Below are 19,802 nucleotides of genomic sequence, written 5' to 3' on the forward strand. Positions count from 1 at the left end.
TCACTTCAATGTGGTTTAATCTGCGCCCAAAACTTGCGTTTCTGATCAATCGCAAACAACATGTTTTTTCCCAGTTTTTGGCTGAATTGGTGGATTTTAGACTGCTCAGGATCGACAGATTCCAGAAAGTTTTTAACGAACAGCCCCAATTCGGTATCACCCTCACTGACCAACTGGCGTTTGAAAAACAAACCGTCAGCATCGGCCTGTTGAGACATCAACAGCATCATGGCATAAACACTGCCGGTCAATACCAAATCAGCACCTGCATTAAAGGGGCTCACTTGCAGTCTTTCTCCTGCTAAGCTCAAACAAAATTTCAGACCGCCATCACTGATATCTACGGCTACTTTTTTACCTTCTAAAAACGACAATGCCCCCTCTTTCAGTTCTGTTTTGAACATCTGATTTAATGTCAGGCTCAGTGCACTTCGACTGACTAACCAGGGTGTTTTGGATAACATGCGTTGTAGTGGCATGGGCATTTGCGGCAAGGGCTTGTTTAGATGCCCTGCTTTTTGTGTCACTGCAACTGAACTGTGACTGGTTATTGAATGTTTATTTGATTCCATAATGATTCTACTCTTTGTGCCAAGGCTTCTGGCTGTTTGATGACCCGTCCCCAGGTCCTTTTCGTTTCTTGCGGCCATTTGTGGGTCGCATCTATGCCCAATTTGCCACCTAAATTCACTTCAGGACTGGCAAAATCCAAATAATCTACTGGCGTGTTTTGTTGCAACATGCTGTCTCTGACTGGATCCGATCGTGTGCTGATGGCCCACAACACTGCATCCCAATCCCGCGTGTCTATGTCATCATCAACCACAATAATGTATTTGGTGTAACTGAATTGACGCAGGAACGACCAAATGCCCATCATGATTCTGCGCGCATGACCTGGGTATTGCTTTTTGATGCTCACCACTGCCAAACGGTACGAACAGGCCGCTGGTGGCAGGTAAAAATCCACCACCTCAGGAAACTGTTTTTGCAGCATGGGGATGAACATTTCATTTAAAACAGAGGCCATCACCGAGGGTTCGTCTTCATTTGGCTGCCCCATATAACTGTTGTGGTAAATCGCCTTGTTTCGCATGCTCATCAATTCCACAGTAAAGACAGGGAATGACGCCACTGAGTTGTAATAGCCTGTGTGGTCACCAAAAGGCCCTTCTGGCTCCACATGCTCATATGAAACATGACCTTCCAAAACAATTTCAGCATGGGCCGGCACCATGATGTCAGGATGCAAAATACTGGGAGTCACTTGCGTTTTTGCCCCGCGCAAGAGACCCGCAAAATTAAACTCTGATAAAGTGTCTGGAATCGGTGATACCGCTGCCATGGTGGTGGCTGGGTCTGCACCAATGACAACCACCAACGGAAATTTCTCTGTCTTGCCTTCAGCTTTCCATGCTTGAAAATCAGTGGCACCACCGCGGTGCTTGAGCCAACGCATGATGACTTGACTTTTATTCAATACCTGTTGGCGATAAATACCAATGTTTTGCCGCCCTTGGTTCACGGCTTGCGTGATCACCATACCAAAAGTGATCAAGGGACCGGCATCTTCTGGCCAGCATGTAGGCACAGGCAGCAAATTCAAATCGACTTCATCACCGCGAAGAATTACTTCACGACATGCCGGCTCCGCCACCGTGCGTGGGTTGACATAGGCCAAACGCGATAATTGTTTCAGTTGATCACCACTTTGTTGCCAAGACTGAGGCAATTCGGGTGATTGAAAATAGGCCAACTGCTCGCCCAATGCCCGCACTGCTTCAAGAGAATCCACATTCAGTGCCTTCAACACCCGCCTTTGGGCACCATATAAATTGCCCAACAACGGCATGTTACTGTCATGAGTGGTGTTTTTAAACAACAGCGCCGGTCCATCATTGATTAAACTTTTACGGCTCAAGCCCACCACTTCATGGCAAACATCCACAGGCACATCAACCGGCATCAAATCAGTGGCATTGAATTGACCAATAAACTCTCGCAAACTGTGGCAATGACCACTGTCGTGGCTGTCTAACAAATGCGCAATGCGCTGATTCCAAGAACTTGTTCTGTTCATTGCTTACTCAAAACCACATCAGCAAGCATGGGCATTGTGCTGAACCATGCCCGGTTGTTTGAACCAATAACCATTGCTCATTTCCATTTCTGGGAACAACTTAATCAACGACTCATTCACCTGCGATGCTGACCACTGGCCATCCAATCTTTTCCGCAACAATGAAACCACCGCTTCACTGTGTGAAATTTGAGGTGTGATTCGGTAAATGTCCACCGACTGATCTGGCACAGATGCCAACAAATTGTACTGCTTAGCCGATTGTGTCTGGATGCCGTTGAGCACCAAAAATTCATCACTTTCCTGAGTGGCTAATTTCAAGCCATCTGGGTAGCGGTCACAAATAAAACCACAATCATCTTTTGCTAAATTGTGGGTCCGGGCTGTATAGCATCGTGCCGAATATGCCAATGGTAAACGCCCCCAAACCATTAACTCAGTTTCGCAACCACTCAAATCCCCAAAATCATGTATGTCTTGCTGACTGTGCTCTATGGGTAACACCCACCTTTTCATGCCCAGTTTTTTCAAATGTTGCCAGCTGTCATGGTTGTACACATTGATGCTCGAGCCAACCACAAACTCAACACCCACACGCGACAAAGCTTCCACCGCAGACAAATCACCGGCTTCCACCAAAAATTCACCATTGGCACAAATTTTATTCAAAACAGACAATTCAGAAGCCGCCTCAACCAAGGCCAAAGTTGACAACACCACTTCTTTGCCGTGGTTGGCCAGCATTTTACCAATGGCCAACCAGTCTGCCAGTCGCAAGGCTTTGCGCTTGCTACAAATCACTTCGCCCAGATAAAACGTATCCACCTGTGATTCTGCCATGCGCTCGTAATAATCATGCACTTGCTCAGCCGTCCAAAAATAAGGAATGGGAGCCAGAGATATTTTGTGCTTTTTCTTTGTGTTTGCTTCGGTCATTGCCATTTCCTGTAGTAAGCACCTAAAGTGGTTTGTTGGCCTTCAGATAATTCAGCCAAATCGGCTTGCCATTGCGGCTTGACTTGATAGTCATCACCGGCTCGTTCACATTGGTCAATGGCTGCACGCATGATGGCAGCAACCTGTTTCACATAAGCTGGACTTCGCTGCCTGCCTTCCACTTTGATGGCGGCCACACCCAAGCGTTTTAATTCGGGTAAAATGGCCAAAGTGTTCAAACTGGTGGGCTCTTCTATCGCATAGCCGGTTTGATTGTTGACACAGTACCGGCCTTTACAAATGGTCGGATAGCCCACCGACTCACCATCTGGCACTTGATCAATCAGTACGTCGTTTAATCGGGTGGCCAAGTGACCGTCTTTTTGTTCCCACTTAACATGCGATGCAGGTGAACAGGCCCCAAAATTATTGGGCCCAAGGCCCGTGGCATAGGAAGACAAAAAGCAACGGCCTTCAACCATCACGCACAAGCTACCAAAACCGAACACTTCAATCGGCACTTCACTGTGCTTAACCAAATGAGCCACCTGCTTAACTGACAATACACGAGGAATAACCGCCCGCTTGATGCCGAAGGATTGGGCATAAAAATTAACCGCCTGGTGGGTGGTCGCAGAACCCTGAACTGACAAATGCAAATTCAGATCCGGGTGTTTTTTGTGCGCGTAAGCCATCACACCCATATCAGCCAAAATCAAGGCATCAACGCCCAAATCTGCGGCGGCATCTACAGCACTGTGCCATTGGGGCATTTGTTTGCTGTAAGGGTAGGTGTTGACTGCGATAAAGACTTTACAACCGCGCTCATGGGCATAAGCCACGCCCGTTTCGATTTGCGTATTGGTGAAATTCAAACCCGCAAAATGACGCGCATTGGTGGCATTTTGAAAGCCGATATACACAGCATCAGCGCCGGCATTAACGGCTGCTTTTAAAGCAGGCAAGTTACCTGCAGGACAAACCAGTTCCATAGTGTGAGATCAATGTAAAACCTGCATGGTAGCCCAGCGTTTTGGACACAGCATTGACCCACATCAATCACAAACAACCGCATTGATGTCTGAGGCCACTGCCATTAGAATGTATCCACACCCAATAAGCACCCCAATTTCATGAGCCAAATCAACATCAAAAAAGCCACGTGTGACGACCTGCCAGTTTTGGCGTCATTATTTGACGGCTACAGGCAATTTTACGACCAAGAAAGCAATTTGGCCTTGGCAGAAAACTTCCTCAAAGCACGCATAGAAAACAAAGAGTCTGTGATTTTTTTGGCCACAGATACAGAAGGCAAAGGCATGGGATTCACCCAGCTATACCCTACTTTTTCTTCTGTTTCGGCACAAAGAAGCTGGATTTTGAATGATTTATTTGTCGCATCAACGGCCAGAAAACAAGGCGTGGGTGAAGCCTTGATGAACCGTGCCAAAGCCATGGCCAAAGAAACTGGCGCCAAAGGCATATTACTTGAAACTGGTAAAGAGAATACCACCGCACAAAAACTCTATGAACGCTTGGGCTACCACCAAGAAAATGATGTCTTCTTCTATTTCTTAAAAACCTGAAACCTTAGATTGTTTACTGATTAATCAGACTGCCCGCACTGGCTTTTAATTTGGGATTCATGACCTTAAACCACAGCGGCGGCACGTAGGCCAATACAAACATACCCATATAGCCTGTGGGTAACTGCGGGACATCATCAAAATGGCGCAAAGATTGGTAACTGCGACTCGGATTGGCATGGTGGTCCGAATGCCTTTGCAAGTGAAATAGCACCAAATTCGAGAATAAATGATTCGAATTCCATGAATGGTGTGGCTGACATTTTTCGTATTGACCATTGTCTTTTTTCTGACGCAATAAACCATAGTGTTCAATGTAATTGGCACTGGTCAACTGCCACCAAACCAAAGGCATGTGCAACAACCAAAACACCACACCCATACCACCCAATAGCGCAAACACCATCAAAACCATCAACAGCGTGAGCGCATAAGAATGTAGAATTTGGTTTGATTTTGACCACCACGGCAAACCTTTTCGGGCCAAGCGTTGCCTCTCAATTCGCCAGGCGCGTTTTAAACCACCTGGCCATTCACGCCAAAAAAACCGATAAATATGCTCATTCATTTTGGCGCTGGCGGTGTCTTCTGGTGTGGCCACTTCTCTGTGATGGCCTGCATTGTGCTCGATATTGAAATGTCCATATGCGCTGCTGGCCAAAGCCAACTTAGCTAAATTTTTGTCTAGCTGATTCTTTTTGTGCCCCAACTCATGACCTAAGTTCACAGCCAGACCGCCAAAAACACCCATGGTCAACAAAACCACAGCCTGTTGCCACAAATTGAAATCTATATGACACAAAGCCCACAGCAAATAAAAAAAACTGACAAAGTGGGCAGGCAGCATCAAATACAAAATCCAACTGTAATACGCCTGTTTTTCTAAATCAGGAACGACACTTTCTGTCGGATTTGATGGGTCATTGGGCAACAGATAATCCATCAACGGAATGACCACATAGATAAAAACCAAGGGCAACAACAGCAACCAAGCATGATTCAATTGAACAAACAGCAAAACACCAACAGTGCCTACCAATGGCAGAACTGATGACATCAACCACAAATATTTTTTCTTGTCTTTATACATTGCAAACCCTCTGTTTGCTAAAAGGGTAACACAGACCGACCGGTCGGTCAATTATTCGTAACAACCACTTAAGTCTGTAAGCCATTAAATTTTAAAAACTATAAATCAGCGAGAGATTGATACAGAAATATTAAACAAACCACTTGTCTGGCAATGCCGGTGGTTGGTAGCCGTTCAAATAGGCCATCGCATTTTGTGGCGTTTCAGCGATGTGGTACAACTGTCTGTATTCGGCTTTGGCGAAGTTTTCGTCATATATGTGCTCGAACATCTCAAACAAACGGCTGTAATAACCATCAGCATTCAAAAACACAATCGGCTTTTCATGGTAGCCCAATTGTTTAAGCGTCATCACTTCCAACATTTCTTCCAAGGTGCCGAAGCCACCTGGCAAACCGATAAAACCATCGGCCAATTCAATCATTTTGGCTTTGCGGGTGTGCATGTCTGGGGTGATAATCAGTTCATCATCAATGGTATTGACCACGCCCTCGATGTGCAAGGCTTCTGGGACCACGCCTATGGTGTGACCGCCTGCTGCTTTGAGAGAACGTGCGACCTGCCCCATCAAACCGACCATACCGCCACCATAAACCAAACCCAAGTCGGCTTTCGCCATCAATTGGCCCGTTAATTCGGCTTGTTGAAAATAAATGTCTTTGATTTGGTCACTTGACGAACAATATACGGCAATTTTTTTCATTCAATTAAGCTCCTTTATTGACCCTGAACGTTTTGATGGTAACAGGCCAAGTAACGGTCTTGGTTTCGTCATCGCCCCACGCTTTGGTTAAAGCATCAATGATTTCAGCCCTTGGGTCGGTCTTGTGTTTTACAATGTAATTTTGAGTCGCAGACCAAGTACCCAAGTAACCCACCAAATGCTTTAAGGTCCATTGTTTTTGCATGGTACATTTTGGTGAAGGAATCGGCTCAAAAGGAAACACTATGTCCTCATATCTGTTTTCAATATGCTTGCGCTCTTTTGGCCAAAACTCGCCAATGGTATTTTGGTAATAGTCCATCACAACGGCATCCACTTCTGGGCTGATTTGGTGCAACTCATAACACCAAACTGCCAACACAGCATTGGGCTTAGCCACACGTTTCACTTCACTGAAGAATGCATCGAAATCAAACCAATGCAAGGCCTGACCCACAGTGATCAAATCAACACTGCTGTCTTTGTGCGGGCTGTTTTGCGCCAATGCCACTTCAAACTCAACCCTTGGATAAACCATCGCACGGTAAATTTGTGATTCACTGGCATCGGTCCCAATCACGTAAGAAAACTGATTGGTCATGGCCACCGCAGCTTGCCCATTGCCAGTTCCACAATCCCATGCCAACTGGTGCTCAGGACACAATGAAGCGAGCCATTCGAACAATTCAGTTGGGTATTCAGGTCTGTAAACACTGTAGTCTTCTGCTTGAATTGAAAAGTAATCTTTGAATAAAGCCTTGTCTGTCATGGTGTGCTTTGCGGTTAAAAAAGTGTAGCAAGCATCTTACACAAATCACTCATGAATGGCAAAAACTTGACCTTTGCATCAAAACATCGCAACATGAATACCAATAAACAAAACAAATAGTTGAGGTTCACTTATGAGGGCACACTTATTCGACCGAAAACTCATTGCCGATGAACGTTTCCGTTGGCGTGGCGGTGAGGTTTCCCGATTAGAAGCTTTTGCTGACGGCATTTTTGCAGTAACCATAACTTTGTTGATCATTTCCAGTACAAGCAGTTATGGTTTTTATGACATGTGGTTGATGGTGAGAGACATGCCGGCCTTTTTACTCAGTTTTGCCATGATTTGTTATGCATGGATTGAACATTATTTGTTTTTCAGACGCTATGGTTTGGCCGATGGCTGGACTTTATTTCTCAATGCGCTGTTTTTATTTTTAGTGATGATTTTGGCATACCCTTTGAAATTGTTAAGTGTTTTTTTGTGGCACATTATCCTTGGCGAACCCACCCTGCCACTGTTCTTTTTCCCAGAAGATGCCACCATACAATTCACTGTATTTGAACAGCGTGTGTACATGATGTATTTTTACAGTGCCGCCATCATTGGTGTGTTCGGCACCTTATTTTTTATGCATTTCAATGCCTATCGAAAAAGGAAAGCATTAGAACTTGATCAACTGGAATTGCTCACCACCATTCAAAGCATGAGTGGACAACTGATTTCAGTGATGGTGGCCATTTGTTCTTGCCTTGTCCTCAAAATCACTCAAAATCCGGGCATCTCTGGTGTGGTTTATTTTTCCATGCCAATGCTGCATTTTTCTGCAGCTGCTTACTTTCGACACCAATTTAAAAAATTGGAAACCGAGGCATAATTTCAAATTATTTCGGTGATTTTTTCAGCTGTCTGTATAAAAAACGGTTGGGATGTAACTGCTGACACAAGCTTTGCTCTAAAGGCAAAGGCCTGCCTAAAATCATGTCAGCCAAAAGCTGTCCCAGCAAGGGTGCAGAAGTGAAGCCACGCGCGCCCAAGCCCGTCATCAGGTATAAGCCCTCATTTGTCTTGGCTTCTGGGTATTGTTGCCAATGGCGGCCGTGATGTAAGTCTGCATAATCTATTTTGAAAGACAAGCTGTCAACAACCGTCCCGCAAACTGGTAAATGATCAGGTGTGGTGGTGCGTATACCCGCCTTTCCCGAAATCACTTGATGATTTGGCAGTTGCCAATGATGAAATCCATCCCATTTTTCTGCGTTTCTGAGGGCATGTGAGTCTTCTAGTCTAGGGCTGTCATACCAATCATTTTCATGCATGTGATCAAAGGTCGCCCCCAACAAACAGCGGTTCTCCGACATCGGAATGGCATACCCTTGATGACGCTGCACTTGAGAAAATGGCAAGGTTTCTTGGCTGTGTATTAAGCTGACTTGGCCGTGCTTCGGTACCAAAGGCAAATGTGCGAATGGGTCAAATTTCAAACTGTGAATGCCAGCTGTCACTACCAAAACATCACAAGATTTGATGACCTTTTGATGGCTATCTAGCAGCAACCAGTGTTCTCCCACTTTTTTAATTTCTACCACATCAGCTTCAATCACCTCGTTAGCATAGGGCAACCATTGGTCTTTAAGGCTTTGGGTATCAATGACTCCCGCACTGGGGTACAACACACCCTGGTTTGTGCTTTGAATCAAGTCATCGGGCCAGTGGTGATCTTTAAACAAGGTTTTTTTCCACAACTGTTTTTTGTCAGTTTCACACCACTCTTTGATGCCGATACTTTGAAAACTGTCACTGTCAGATAAGTAAGCCTGAACGGCAAGGTCAAAAGCACGCCAATAAAACAAAGCCTCCGGAGATGATTGCGCAGTCAAATAAGGCATGACCATGCCTTTGGGGTTGCCTGATGCGGCTTGCATTGGTACTGCTTTATCAACTAAAGTCACCGGATGGCCTGATTGGGCACAGGCACGAACCACACTCAGTCCAGCGATTCCACCACCCAAAACAACAATGTCTTGATGAACTGTAGCGGCTTTGGTGGGCGCCCAATTTTGTTTGACAGTTTCAGCTGAGGTATCAGCAGCGGACTCTCCATCTGGCATGACTGCTGTGATGATTTCACGTTTTTTACCGTAGCCTTTGCGTTTATTGACCTCAAAACCGACCGCTTGTAACTGTCTTCTGACTTGAGATGCCGCGGTGTAAGTCGATAAAGTGGTGCCTGATTTTGATAGCCTGGCGACTTGATTGAACAAGTCATCTGACCACATCTCTGGATTCTTCTTGGGATCAAAGCCATCCAAGAACCAAGCATCTACTTCAGCATGACATTGATCGTAGCATGCCACCGCATCTCCCAACATCAGTGTCACAAACACATCATTGGCCAACTGAAAGCGGTGAAAGCCAAGCCGCTGCTCAGGGTAATGCTTTAACAACACTTTAACTTCAGATTGAAGTTCTGGGATGCCTTTGAGGGCCGTTTGTAACTGCTGCTTATTTAACGGGAACAATTCACAACTGATAAAGTGTAATTGTTTAGGCTTTGTTGTTTGGTCTTGCCACATTCGCAAAAGTAACAACAAATTCAATCCTGTGCCAAAACCAGTTTCTGCGACAACAAAAGTTTCTTCTGAGGCTAACGCCTTCCACCTTTCAGACAAGTCATTACCATTTAAGTAATCATGAGTGGCCGTCGCAATAACGTCATTGTTATTAAAATATATGTCATTGAACTGTATGGATCGTAATCCATCTTTTTCTTCAACTTGAGGTTTCGGCGCCAAGGCCATAGACAAAGGGTTCATGTATGGCATTATAACCAAGGCGATATCAATTAAAGCCAATTCTGATCGTTTTTGGGTTAATTTGAGATTGAAATGGTGTGACTTTTAAGAATGAGACAGAGAATCAATTGAGCGCCTGTTAGACGTTACTTTTTGACAATCACTGCAATGGTGAACAGTCATAATTAACTCATAAATTGACATGGATTTACTTTCTTCATGGGTTAATTTTCGCTCACAGCTTTTACATAAAACTGCTTTTATTTTCTGATTGGATATGTGATTTTTGTTAGTCATTAATATTGATAAAACATGATTGTGGGAGATTATAGGCAGCCAAGCTCCAATTAAAAAGCAAATGTATTGTGGATTTAAAAAATGTCACAATTCTTTACAGCTTATGCGGCAGCCACCAACATGTAAGCTTTAATATGCTATAAATTGTCACCCACACACTCAAAAACGTAACAGATGAAAACAATGCTTTCATGATTCACTTTTTTCGATAAAATGTATCAATGGCTGCCATAAAAATAAACATTCCAGGTTATCAGATCAAACAACAAATTGGTTCAGGTGGTATGTCTGTGGTTTATTTGGCAGAGCAACTTTCATTACATCGAGAGGTGGCATTAAAAGTGATGCGCCCGGTTGTTGAAGACGAGTCACACACCATTGAACGCTTTGAACATGAAGCCAAAACCATAGCCCAACTTTATCACCCCAACATCATGAGCATTTACGATGTGGGTCACCTAGAAGATGGCACCTTGTTTTATGCCATGCCACACTTAACCCATGGCGACTTATCTCATATAGAGTGGAAAGATGATGACCACATTAAGGCTGTTTTTGAAGGCATTTGTGACGGCTTGAGCTTCGCCCATGAACACGGCGTGATTCACAGAGACCTTAAACCAGAGAACATCTTATTTGATTCATTTGGTCACCCCCAAATTGCAGATTTTGGCATCGCCATCAGTCAACAACACAAAAAATGGACCAAGGACAACCGCATCGTTGGCAGCATTCAATACATCAGTCCAGAACAAGCACAATCACAACCCATAGATGCACGCTCTGATATTTATGCTGTCGGTGCGATGTTATATGAAGCATTAACTGGACATACCGTATTTCAAGAAACCGATGAGCTGGCACTGATGTTAGCCCATGTGTCGAAAAAACCCGAACCATTACCCGCCTCCAAACAACAGTGGCAACCTGTGGTTTCAAAATGCTTGGCTAAATCAGCCAAGCATCGATATCAAGATGCCGGACAATTAAAAGCAGCCATTGCGGCGGTCAACAGCAACGATGTCTTGACCCAAAGCCGTCCACAAATAAAAAACAAAAGTGGCTGGATATTTGGCATCACAACCGTGCTGGTTTTAGCCACCGTTTATTTTTGGCCCAGCAGCAGCAAACCCACAGAAACTCAAAATAACAACAGCCAATTCATCAGTACAGGAAACAACACAGCTGAGCCGCCACCCAATGACCTTTATGTGGAGTTAAGCGAAACAAGTCAGAACAATGCACTTGAACTGCTGACTCAGCGCCTCAATCAACCTTGGGAACCGGGTGTGGCTGACAGCCTTTTGGAAAGCCTGCTATTACATGTAACAACCCAACCAGAACTCAGTTTAACCATTGCAGAAACCTACATAAATAAAGTATTTAACGATGGGCTGATGGCTTTGAATGAAACCGATTTTGAGCGCACTGCAACATGGCAAAAGCAATTACTAAAAAGCCAGCAAGTTTTCAAAGATATTGATCCACTGAAGCCGCTGATTGAACAACAAATTCTACAAATAGAAGCAGCCATAAATAACACTTTCAATTCATTGCCAGCAAAACAGCAACAAAAAATGACTCAGACTTGGCCATTGTTGGCATCTCAAAAAGCCCAAATACAAAAGCGCAACAAACACGATTTACCGGTCATTCCTTTGTCGCAAAGTAGGAAGCTGGGCATCACCGCAACTGAAATCACTGTGGGTCAATTCAGGCCATTCGCTAATGCCACCGCACTTGAACCAGAACGGTGTAAAAACCCCACTACATCCAGTTTGCGTTTCAGCAGTAAAACATGGTCCAACCCTGGTTTTCTCCAAAAAAACAACCACCCTGTGGTTTGTGTAACCTGGCAACAAGCCACAGACTATGCTCGATGGTTGTCACAAAAAACTGGCCACAGTTACCGCCTTCCAAAAGCCAATGAATGGTTGATGGCAAAGCCCCAAAGCCCAGCAAAGTGCAACCAACACAATGTCGCTGGCGGAGAAACCCAACATTTAAAAATCAAACAAAACCGACACTCCTGTGAAGATGCTTTTATACAAACCTCACCTGTAAAAACCCACCCCGCTGTTCAAGGTGTGTTTGGTATGCAAGGCAACGCCAAAGAGTGGTTACAAGGATGTAAAAAGAAAAACAAGATCCAAAGCTTTTTCAGTGACAGTAATGAATGCGACTCTCACCCCGCCATTGGCCAATCGTGGCTTTCGGGACAACAAGACCTTGGCGATGTCAGCTATGAAAAATCAGGCCAAGCTTGGGTTCACATAGGATTTAGGCTGATAAAAGAACTGTAATTCCTTTTAAAATTAATTGGCTCACCATTATGACCCTGTTCCACGGCAAACACTGCTTTTATTGTAGCTGCTGGGCTTGCTCCAGCCATTGCCCCGCATCACTTTTGTTTTAAAATGACTTACTGAACGACAAGATCATTTCTCTGTATGAATCTCTTCATAAAGGCACCCGCAAGGGGTACAGCTGCGATATTCCCTTGCGACAAAGGATAAGTACCTGTGAAACAGGACTAAAGTGCAGAGCCAAGTAAAACAAAATGGTTAACCTTGAGAAAACTGCCTATTTTTCCAAAATGCTGATTCTGGAAATCGCTGTTCTGAACAATACAGTTCTTGATGCAGTTTGAGGTATTGATTAAAAGCAGCAAAAACCCCTTGCTGATAACTTTTTAATGCCAACCTATTGTGTTTAATAACAGCCTCATAAATGGCCTGCCCTGCTTCTTGACCTTGCTCTAAGGCTTTGGTTATTCCGGCCGAAGTCATCGAATCATAACTTGAAGCAGCATCACCAACAGCCATCCAATTTTCCCCTGCCACACAAGACAATATGGCTGAAGGAGAAACCCTGATATCTAGTGCTTGCGGCTGGCTCAACTCAGTGCCAAATTGATCGCAACAACTTTGATAGAACCAACCACTGTCCAATAACAACTGGAACCAGTTATCTGGATTGTTGCTTTTGTTGTGCTTTAAAGATTGTTTGTCAGTACAAAAACTGATCAACACTTTTTTATTAGGTAACTGCGTTCCATACCACCAACCATCTGCCACAGCACACACCAGTGTATGCGCTGGTTTTTTGGGTTGTTCTATTAAATCATAAATATGACAAACCGAGACAACCGCCTCATATTGATTTCTGGCGACCCCCAAAGAACGGGCCACTTTAGCCTGTATACCAGTGGCATCAACGACAAAATCAGCTTGTTTTTTAATGACTTTGCCATCGGTTTCAATCGTTAAAGTGAATCCATATTCAGAGGCTTGCACATTGAGCAATCTGGTATTTTCCATCACCGAAACACCACAGTTTTTAACAGCAGATACCAGCCCCGAATTGAAAACAGTTCGATTTAAATGATAGCCCTTGCCAATGGGCGTAAAAAAGAAGTCATTGAATCCCGGCACAACACTGCCCCATACAGATTGACTCCCAGGACAAAGCAAATGGTCTTCACAATTGATTACTTCCGATACACCAAGCTTTCGCATGTACTCTGTGGCAGCTGGCGGAATGGTTTCCCCAATGGCTTGACGCTCAGGATAGAGACCACAAATTTGTGTAACTCGGACCTGAATATCTGCAGACGTCTTGAGCTTCTGAACCAGTGACAAGGCGGTGGCACTGCCTGCAGGACCACCGCCAATGATGAAGACTTCTATAGCCTTCAATTAAGATTCACCTTGCGGACAGCCACCAGAACCCTCAGGACCACAATCCGTTGGCGCTTGATAGCCTGGTTTAGAAGCTTGAGGCCATGGTGTGACCAGATCACCTTCGCTGTTAAACAAACTGGCAACCTCTAAAAACTTGTCGGCACCGTAGTTACCACCTTTACCATCATCAATTTGCGTGCCTTGAATGACAAATCCCACTTTATGCCAGTTCATGACGTAATCGAAATAACATTGATAGCGGCCTTGTTGTTGCTTATAAGGCGTTTCCGTTTTGTTTGTTCCATCAATGTCATCACCCCTGACACTGTAAAGCTGTCCACCCAAATTCCATGTGCCTTTTTCAGCATTGTAAGTACACTCTGAAGCTGGGTAAACAGTCACAGGACGCTGAGCTGGCCAAGACCAGTACAAGGTGTTATTGATGTTACCACCTGGTTCTGTACCCGGATTAGGATCAGGCAGGTGTGTGGCACAACTGTTGTAATCCGTATGCCAAGGTTGTGACATGAACTTACATAAATCACCAGGCTCAACTTGAGCGTCTCTCAAAGGAATGTACCCTTCTTGCAGGAACGGTGTGTTCTGGTCTGCTTTTGAATAATCCAAGGCTTGCATATTGATGCGAAAAGGCCCTGTGGTTCCTTGCCAATTTTGGTGGTATAAATTGACATCACGAACAATAAAAGTCAAATCGATACCCGGTGAGTAACGACCGCCCAAACAATTTTCCATGGTGACACGATCTAATTTTTCACCACCACCCAATGCTGGCCCATTCTCTACGAACTTTTTCTCGTACCATTGACTGACCATATGGTATTGTGTGGGCGTTAAAGACAAAAAGCTTTTTTGTGCATCACCCAAAGCCAAAGGCATTTTCACACCTTCATCACTTTCTGCCGGCACATTAGGGTCTCTGATTAACTCTTTCAAATTGGGTAATTTGGCAGATGGGTCATCAGATGGCGTGATACTGGCCATATAGTGATGGCCTTTGATGGCCTGCTGCGGTAAATTGGTATTCCACTGCTGTAACATCGCACCATGGAAAATCGGTAAAATGTCTTGATAAAATCCAGGTGTGTAATCGCTGGTATAGGCCCCATTGTTATAAACCTCTGGGGATATGCCCAATTCTTCTACCCACGTGTTATAGATGTCATCCCAAGTTGACACCACATTCCTGGTTTGTGGCGCATAACCCGGATCAGTACAAACCACCCAACCATGAATGGCTTCTGAAACCGTACCGTCCTCAAAGACTACGGTTGCCATCACTGGACCATCAGATGTGTCATCAAACCAGCCATCATTATCAATGGCATCACATAAATTAGGTGGGTGGCCATTTTCATCTTTGATGCCACTGGCTTTTCCGAAACCTCCTGCAACAATTAACCGCCCTGTTCCTGCTTCAATGGTCACCTCTCCTAAGCTGTCTATCGCTCCCAGTGGATTGAACATATTGAAATGCTCATCTGGAAAACTGACAGGATAAGCATCTGATGTGGCTATAGTTGACCCATTTACATAGCTCGGCGTTGATGAGTTATCAAAGGGAATGGTTTGGCTACCATCAGTTGAGGATGCCAGCGCCCTAGGACCTGCATCAATCACCAACTGTGTTCGCCTTTGGGCGTCACTTAAGTTTGTCCCATATTGTGGATTCCTTACTGGTGGTAGGTTGTTGTTTTCATATGACTCTATGCCATATTCACCATGCACGCCATTTATCGTGTCAGTGATGGTGTAATTGTTGTTCTTTTTATTCGCCAAGTGGACCGTCCAAATGATGTCTTTGATTGTTTTACCACCGACCACATCACCAATTTTAATCTCTCTTCCAGGATCTTGGCTTGGGTATTGCTGCTGACCTTGGTCATAAGCATATAACCTGAATCTTGCTGCTTGTCTCAATGGATTGTGGTCTACATCACGAAAGTCATCCGCATCAATGGGTGTATTTTCAGTTCCTTTTTTGATTGGGATACCACCAAAAGCACCTGTATCTTTGTCTAACAAGTCGCCTGCGGCAGTTTCAGGAGCCAGGTAATAGTCTTTACTGCTGCCTACACGGGCCATGTTAATGCTTGGGTGTACTCTAAAATATGATTTCATGACTCTTCTCCTGAAGCTGTGTTAACTGGCTGCGCATCTTCTTGTGACCAAAAATAAATATTGAGCAAGGCATGGCTGATATTGAGGTTTGAAGCTGGCAATGGTTCCAAACCTGGCGTCTGTGGTAATTGTTGTAAGGAGTTGTGGCACCTGAAGCAATTGTTTTCAGTGGTTGCCACTTGTGTGAATGTTTCAATGGTGCTGTTTGACAGCCTCAGTGAACCTGTTAAATTTTCATCGGTTGCCAGTGACATACCAGGTTTCAAACCATCAATTTTGTTAAACCAAATGGCGCCCACTTCTTGGTAATTTTTCCAAACATCCTCATCATCTAATAATGATTCTACAGATTCATTTAAGCTGGCTATATTGACATCATTACCTGTGTTGACTCCTTGTTCGTTACCAAACTGATACTGCCTACACACTTGGGTGATAGGAGAGAGTTTTTGGGTGGTCTCATCTAACGTCAGTTTATTACTGGAGGAATAATTGATATTGCAGTCGGCTAATTCAGTGTTAGCCGTATAAAACGTAAAATCTTGATCAGATACGGGTTCTTCTAAATTCATACCCGGCTTAACATTGGGCGCGTTCCTGTTGTGCTCAAACGTGGCCCAAATCATTTCAGGATGACCTTCCACAATGCCGCCGATATGAAAGCCAACCAAAGCAACAGTCACAGTTTCAACTTGGTCCCTATCTAATTCTATGCCATTACTGCCATTCCTTAATTTAGAAACTTTGGTTTCAGTGGTAAACATTCCCGAAGTGTCATCACCTGCATCAACAATAACCCAAGAAGCTTTCAGCTCCATTGAGCCTGCCGTTCCTGTGATAGGAAAAGTGGTGGTAGGATCCGCTTTGACCAGCGCACGTAAATTATCAGGATTGGTTAATTTGTTATCTTCAATAAACCCAACGAAAGTGTCATCTAGATACTGTGAATAATAAACCGCCCTGTTGTTATGACCAACAAAAATACCATCTGTTCCGGCTTGTAAAAATTCATCAAAGGAACCATTTGAGTCACGTTTGGTCATGCGAGGCAAGAAACCTTCACTTTCCAAGCCCAACAAAGATTCAGGGCTCTTGAAACTCATAAACCTGGGCTCTCCATTCACATCTTGGGTTAACCAAAGAAAGTTTTGCCATGCCCATTGATGAAAGACACAATTACTCGAACTGACAAATGCCGCATCATTAGTTCTTTTTGTTTGACTGTGTGGAAACCAGTTTGGATCAGCTGTACAAGCTGCACTGTTTAGCTCCGGCTTGATAATGGCTTGCTTTGCAACCACCTTATTTTGTACAGGTTCATTTTCAGCAACCTTTGACTGCTTAATGGTACTGGACGATGTTTCATCCTTTTTTGACTGCTGGTACCAATACAGGCCGCCAACAACGATGATTAATGTTACCAACACAGCAACATTACGAATTGATTTACTCATACTTCTCCCCTAATTTTTGATTTTAAAAGTATGCTAAATTACAATTTTTTCACCCTGGCCTTATACTTTAGATGAGGCCATGTTTTGAAAATTGAGCTTTTCAAGGGTTTATTTTTTTGTGAGGTTTAGCATTTAATAAGTGCCAATGAGTGGGGCAAAATCTCAGAGAATATTTTATTTTTTTAATTGGTGTTATCGACCGCTAAAATAAATTTTTTAAATTCACAATAAAAAAAGCGCCACCTGAGTGACGCTTCTGCTTTGAACATTCATGAAGTTTTTAAAACTGAGTTTACTTCATGATTTCCAACATCAATTTATTCAACTGGTGAACGTATTGTGCAGGGTTTTTCAACTGTCCACCTTCGGCCAGCAAGGCTTGTTGGAACAACATGTCAGACCATTGTGCGAAGCGGTCTTCATCTGCCACTTGTTCAATGTGCTTAACCAAGGCGTGGTCTAAATTGATTTCCAAAGCAGGTAATTGCGAAGGCATCGACTGCCCAGCTTGCTCCATTAATTTCTGCATGTGAATCGCCATCGCATCTTCGTCCATCACCAAACAACTGGCAGAATCAACCAAACGACTTGAAGCCGTCACGTCGCTTACCTTGTCCTTCAAATTTTCTTTGATTTGATTCAGAAAGTTTTTCGCTTCTTCCGGTGTTTCTTTTTCTTCTTCCTTATCTTCGCCCAGGTCTAATTTACCCTTGGCAACTGACTGGAATTTCTTGCCGTCATAATCAGTGACGTGGCTCATGATCCACTCGTCAATGCGGTTGTGCATCAACAACACTTCAATGCCTTTTTTCTTGAACAACTCCAAGTGCGGCGAATTTTTAACCGCTTCGTAAGATTCACCTGTTAAGTAGTAAATCTTGTCTTGGTCACCCGTCATGCGACCGATGTAATCATCCAAGGCGATGTTTTCATCGGCATTGTCATTTTCTGTAGATGAGAAACGCAACAGCTTCAAAACGGCTTCACGGTTAGCGAAATCTTCAACCACACCTTCTTTCAAGATGTCGCCGAACTCAGTCCAAAATTTGGCATATGATTCTGCATCAACGGCTTTCTTTTTCAACAAGCCCAAAACACGTTTAACCAAACCCGTGCGGATTTTTTGTAACAAAGGGTTGTCTTGTAAAATTTCACGCGACACGTTCAAAGGCAAATCATTTGAATCAACGATTCCTTTAACAAATCGCAAGTAATTAGGCATCAACTCTTTCGCCGCATCCATGATGAACACACGCTTGACATACAACTTCAAACCTTCACGGTCTTCAGGGTTTTGAAACATGCCAAAAGGTGATTTTGAAGGAATGTATAACAAGTTGCTGTAGCTCTGCGTGCCTTCAATGTGGTTATGAGACCAGTAGGCCGCGTCATTGAAGTCATTGGTCAATTGCTTATAAAAGCCTTGGTAGTCTTCGTCTTTTAACTCACTTGGCGCTTTTTTCCATAAAGCAGTGGCGTCATTAACCACTTCGTATTCTGGTGTTTTGGCTGGAATTTCATTGCCTTCATCGTCTTTTTCTGGGTAGGTCACTTCCAACATTTTGATTGGGAAAGCCACATGCTCAGAATATTTTTTAACCAAGCTTTTTAAACGGAAGTTATCTGCAAAGTCAGCTTCTTCTTCTCGCAAATGTAAGATGATTTCAGTACCCACATCTTCTTTTTCGATGTTTTCCAAAGTGTAAGCAGATTTACCATCAGATTTCCAAGAAACAGCATCAACTGCATCAGCACCGGCTTTTCTGGTTCGGATTTCAACTTCGTCCGCTACGATGAATGATGCATAAAAACCGACACCAAATTGACCAATCAAATTGGCATCATCACGGTCTTTTTTGGCAATTGATTCTAAATACTTCTTGGTGCCTGAGTTCGCAATGGTTCCGATGTTAGTCATCACTTCGTCACGCGTCATGCCAATACCATTATCTGAAATGGTGACTGTTTTGGCTTCCGCATCAAAGTCAATTTTGATGTGTAAATCATCAGAACCCAAAGCATTATTTTTAATCGCCTCAAAGCGACGTTTGTCGCAAGCATCAGAAGCATTTGAAATCAATTCGCGCAAAAAGATTTCTTTGTTTGAGTAAAGTGAGTGAATCACCAAGTCCAAAACTTGATTCACTTCAGCTTGAAATTCAAATTTTTCAGCAGTTTGTGTCACGTGTTACCTCTTTGTGATAAATATTAAGTTGCCAGCAAAGTAAGGTTTGTCACGCAGTTTTCAAGGTGTGTTTATACAATTTACT

General features: G+C 43.8%; 15 protein-coding genes. 3 read left to right on the forward strand and 12 right to left on the reverse strand.

All coding sequences use genetic code 11. From position 1 onward, the window contains the following. Positions 1-5 precede the first annotated feature (5 nt). From ubiT to ubiU, 4 genes are read right to left on the reverse strand one after another with little or no spacing between them, the layout of a single operon-like run. Positions 6-572, reverse strand: a complete 567-nt coding sequence (gene ubiT / locus FET73_RS03325) for a ubiquinone anaerobic biosynthesis accessory factor UbiT (protein WP_179952087.1) — start codon at positions 570-572, stop codon at positions 6-8. Further along, a complete protein-coding gene (locus FET73_RS03330) occupies positions 548-2,080 on the reverse strand; it encodes a UbiD family decarboxylase (protein WP_154222483.1) in 1,533 nt (510 codons plus the stop codon). Before FET73_RS03330 ends, ubiT begins: the two co-directional genes overlap by 25 nt. A gap of 18 nt (positions 2,081-2,098) precedes the next feature. Continuing rightward, a complete protein-coding gene (locus tag FET73_RS03335) occupies positions 2,099-3,016 on the reverse strand; it encodes a U32 family peptidase (protein WP_179952088.1) in 918 nt (305 codons plus the stop codon). Further along, positions 3,013-4,008: a ubiquinone anaerobic biosynthesis protein UbiU gene (gene ubiU, locus FET73_RS03340; protein WP_154222485.1), complete on the reverse strand. Its 996-nt coding sequence runs from the start codon at positions 4,006-4,008 to the stop codon at positions 3,013-3,015. Before ubiU ends, FET73_RS03335 begins: the two co-directional genes overlap by 4 nt. Positions 4,009-4,149: 141 nt before the next feature. Here ubiU and FET73_RS03345 point away from each other — a divergent pair, with 141 nt between their 5' ends. Further along, positions 4,150-4,602 (forward strand): GNAT family N-acetyltransferase, encoded by a 453-nt coding sequence (locus FET73_RS03345; protein WP_154222486.1) that lies wholly within the window; start codon positions 4,150-4,152, stop codon positions 4,600-4,602. A gap of 13 nt (positions 4,603-4,615) precedes the next feature. On the opposite strand, the gene FET73_RS03350 is transcribed toward FET73_RS03345, so the two are convergent. From FET73_RS03350 to FET73_RS03360, 3 genes are all read right to left on the reverse strand, one after another. Further along, the gene (locus FET73_RS03350) at positions 4,616-5,692 is read right to left on the reverse strand and encodes an alkane 1-monooxygenase (protein WP_154222487.1); all 1,077 of its coding nucleotides are present in this window, start codon (positions 5,690-5,692) and stop codon (positions 4,616-4,618) included. A 130-nt stretch (positions 5,693-5,822) separates the two neighbouring features. Beyond that, on the reverse strand, positions 5,823-6,395 hold the full coding sequence (locus FET73_RS03355) for an LOG family protein (RefSeq protein WP_154222488.1): 573 nt from the start codon (positions 6,393-6,395) through the stop codon (positions 5,823-5,825). A gap of 4 nt (positions 6,396-6,399) precedes the next feature. Continuing rightward, positions 6,400-7,164 (reverse strand): class I SAM-dependent methyltransferase, encoded by a 765-nt coding sequence (locus FET73_RS03360; protein ID WP_154222489.1) that lies wholly within the window; start codon positions 7,162-7,164, stop codon positions 6,400-6,402. 133 nt (positions 7,165-7,297) lie between these two features. Here FET73_RS03360 and FET73_RS03365 point away from each other — a divergent pair, with 133 nt between their 5' ends. After that, a complete protein-coding gene (locus FET73_RS03365) occupies positions 7,298-8,041 on the forward strand; it encodes a TMEM175 family protein (protein WP_154222490.1) in 744 nt (247 codons plus the stop codon). Between the two features lie 7 nt (positions 8,042-8,048). Here FET73_RS03365 and mnmC1 read toward each other — a convergent pair whose 3' ends face one another. Further along, positions 8,049-9,989 carry an FAD-dependent 5-carboxymethylaminomethyl-2-thiouridine(34) oxidoreductase MnmC1 gene (gene mnmC1 / locus FET73_RS03370; RefSeq protein ID WP_154222491.1) on the reverse strand — a complete coding sequence of 647 codons (1,941 nt, stop codon included), beginning with the start codon at positions 9,987-9,989 and terminating at the stop codon, positions 8,049-8,051. A 488-nt stretch (positions 9,990-10,477) separates the two neighbouring features. Between mnmC1 and FET73_RS03375 the strand changes: the two genes are divergently transcribed. Continuing rightward, a complete protein-coding gene (locus FET73_RS03375; protein WP_154222492.1) occupies positions 10,478-12,559 on the forward strand; it encodes a bifunctional serine/threonine-protein kinase/formylglycine-generating enzyme family protein in 2,082 nt (693 codons plus the stop codon). 261 nt (positions 12,560-12,820) lie between these two features. Here the strand turns inward: FET73_RS03375 and FET73_RS03380 are convergent, their stop codons facing one another. The 4 genes from FET73_RS03380 to htpG all read right to left on the reverse strand — a co-directional run bounded on the left by FET73_RS03380 (position 12,821) and on the right by htpG (position 19,717). After that, positions 12,821-13,954 carry an NAD(P)/FAD-dependent oxidoreductase gene (locus FET73_RS03380; protein WP_154222493.1) on the reverse strand — a complete coding sequence of 378 codons (1,134 nt, stop codon included), beginning with the start codon at positions 13,952-13,954 and terminating at the stop codon, positions 12,821-12,823. After that, complete coding sequence (locus tag FET73_RS03385) at positions 13,955-16,078, reverse strand: LodA/GoxA family CTQ-dependent oxidase (RefSeq protein WP_154222494.1); 2,124 nt, start codon at positions 16,076-16,078, stop codon at positions 13,955-13,957. Beyond that, a complete protein-coding gene (locus tag FET73_RS03390) occupies positions 16,075-17,532 on the reverse strand; it encodes a hypothetical protein (RefSeq protein WP_154222495.1) in 1,458 nt (485 codons plus the stop codon). The genes FET73_RS03385 and FET73_RS03390 overlap by 4 nt, the downstream gene beginning before the upstream one ends. A gap of 292 nt (positions 17,533-17,824) precedes the next feature. Then, positions 17,825-19,717, reverse strand: coding sequence for a molecular chaperone HtpG (gene htpG, locus FET73_RS03395; RefSeq protein ID WP_179952089.1), 1,893 nt, complete (start codon positions 19,715-19,717; stop codon positions 17,825-17,827). Positions 19,718-19,802 lie beyond the last annotated feature (85 nt).

The organism is Marinicella rhabdoformis (genome assembly GCF_009671245.1).
GTDB classification, from domain to species: Bacteria; Pseudomonadota; Gammaproteobacteria; order Xanthomonadales; family Marinicellaceae; genus Marinicella; species Marinicella rhabdoformis.

Coding starts and splice junctions, on each gene's coding strand:
- ubiT (WP_179952087.1), bottom strand. CDS start 572: ATGGAATCAAATAAACATTCAATAACCAGTCACAGTTCAGTTGCAGTG.
- FET73_RS03330 (WP_154222483.1), bottom strand. CDS start 2,080: ATGAACAGAACAAGTTCTTGGAATCAGCGCATTGCGCATTTGTTAGAC.
- FET73_RS03335 (WP_179952088.1), bottom strand. CDS start 3,016: ATGACCGAAGCAAACACAAAGAAAAAGCACAAAATATCTCTGGCTCCC.
- ubiU (WP_154222485.1), bottom strand. CDS start 4,008: ATGGAACTGGTTTGTCCTGCAGGTAACTTGCCTGCTTTAAAAGCAGCC.
- FET73_RS03345 (WP_154222486.1), top strand. CDS start 4,150: ATGAGCCAAATCAACATCAAAAAAGCCACGTGTGACGACCTGCCAGTT.
- FET73_RS03350 (WP_154222487.1), bottom strand. CDS start 5,692: ATGTATAAAGACAAGAAAAAATATTTGTGGTTGATGTCATCAGTTCTG.
- FET73_RS03355 (WP_154222488.1), bottom strand. CDS start 6,395: ATGAAAAAAATTGCCGTATATTGTTCGTCAAGTGACCAAATCAAAGAC.
- FET73_RS03360 (WP_154222489.1), bottom strand. CDS start 7,164: ATGACAGACAAGGCTTTATTCAAAGATTACTTTTCAATTCAAGCAGAA.
- FET73_RS03365 (WP_154222490.1), top strand. CDS start 7,298: ATGAGGGCACACTTATTCGACCGAAAACTCATTGCCGATGAACGTTTC.
- mnmC1 (WP_154222491.1), bottom strand. CDS start 9,989: ATGCCATACATGAACCCTTTGTCTATGGCCTTGGCGCCGAAACCTCAA.
- FET73_RS03375 (WP_154222492.1), top strand. CDS start 10,478: ATGGCTGCCATAAAAATAAACATTCCAGGTTATCAGATCAAACAACAA.
- FET73_RS03385 (WP_154222494.1), bottom strand. CDS start 16,078: ATGAAATCATATTTTAGAGTACACCCAAGCATTAACATGGCCCGTGTA.
- FET73_RS03390 (WP_154222495.1), bottom strand. CDS start 17,532: ATGAGTAAATCAATTCGTAATGTTGCTGTGTTGGTAACATTAATCATC.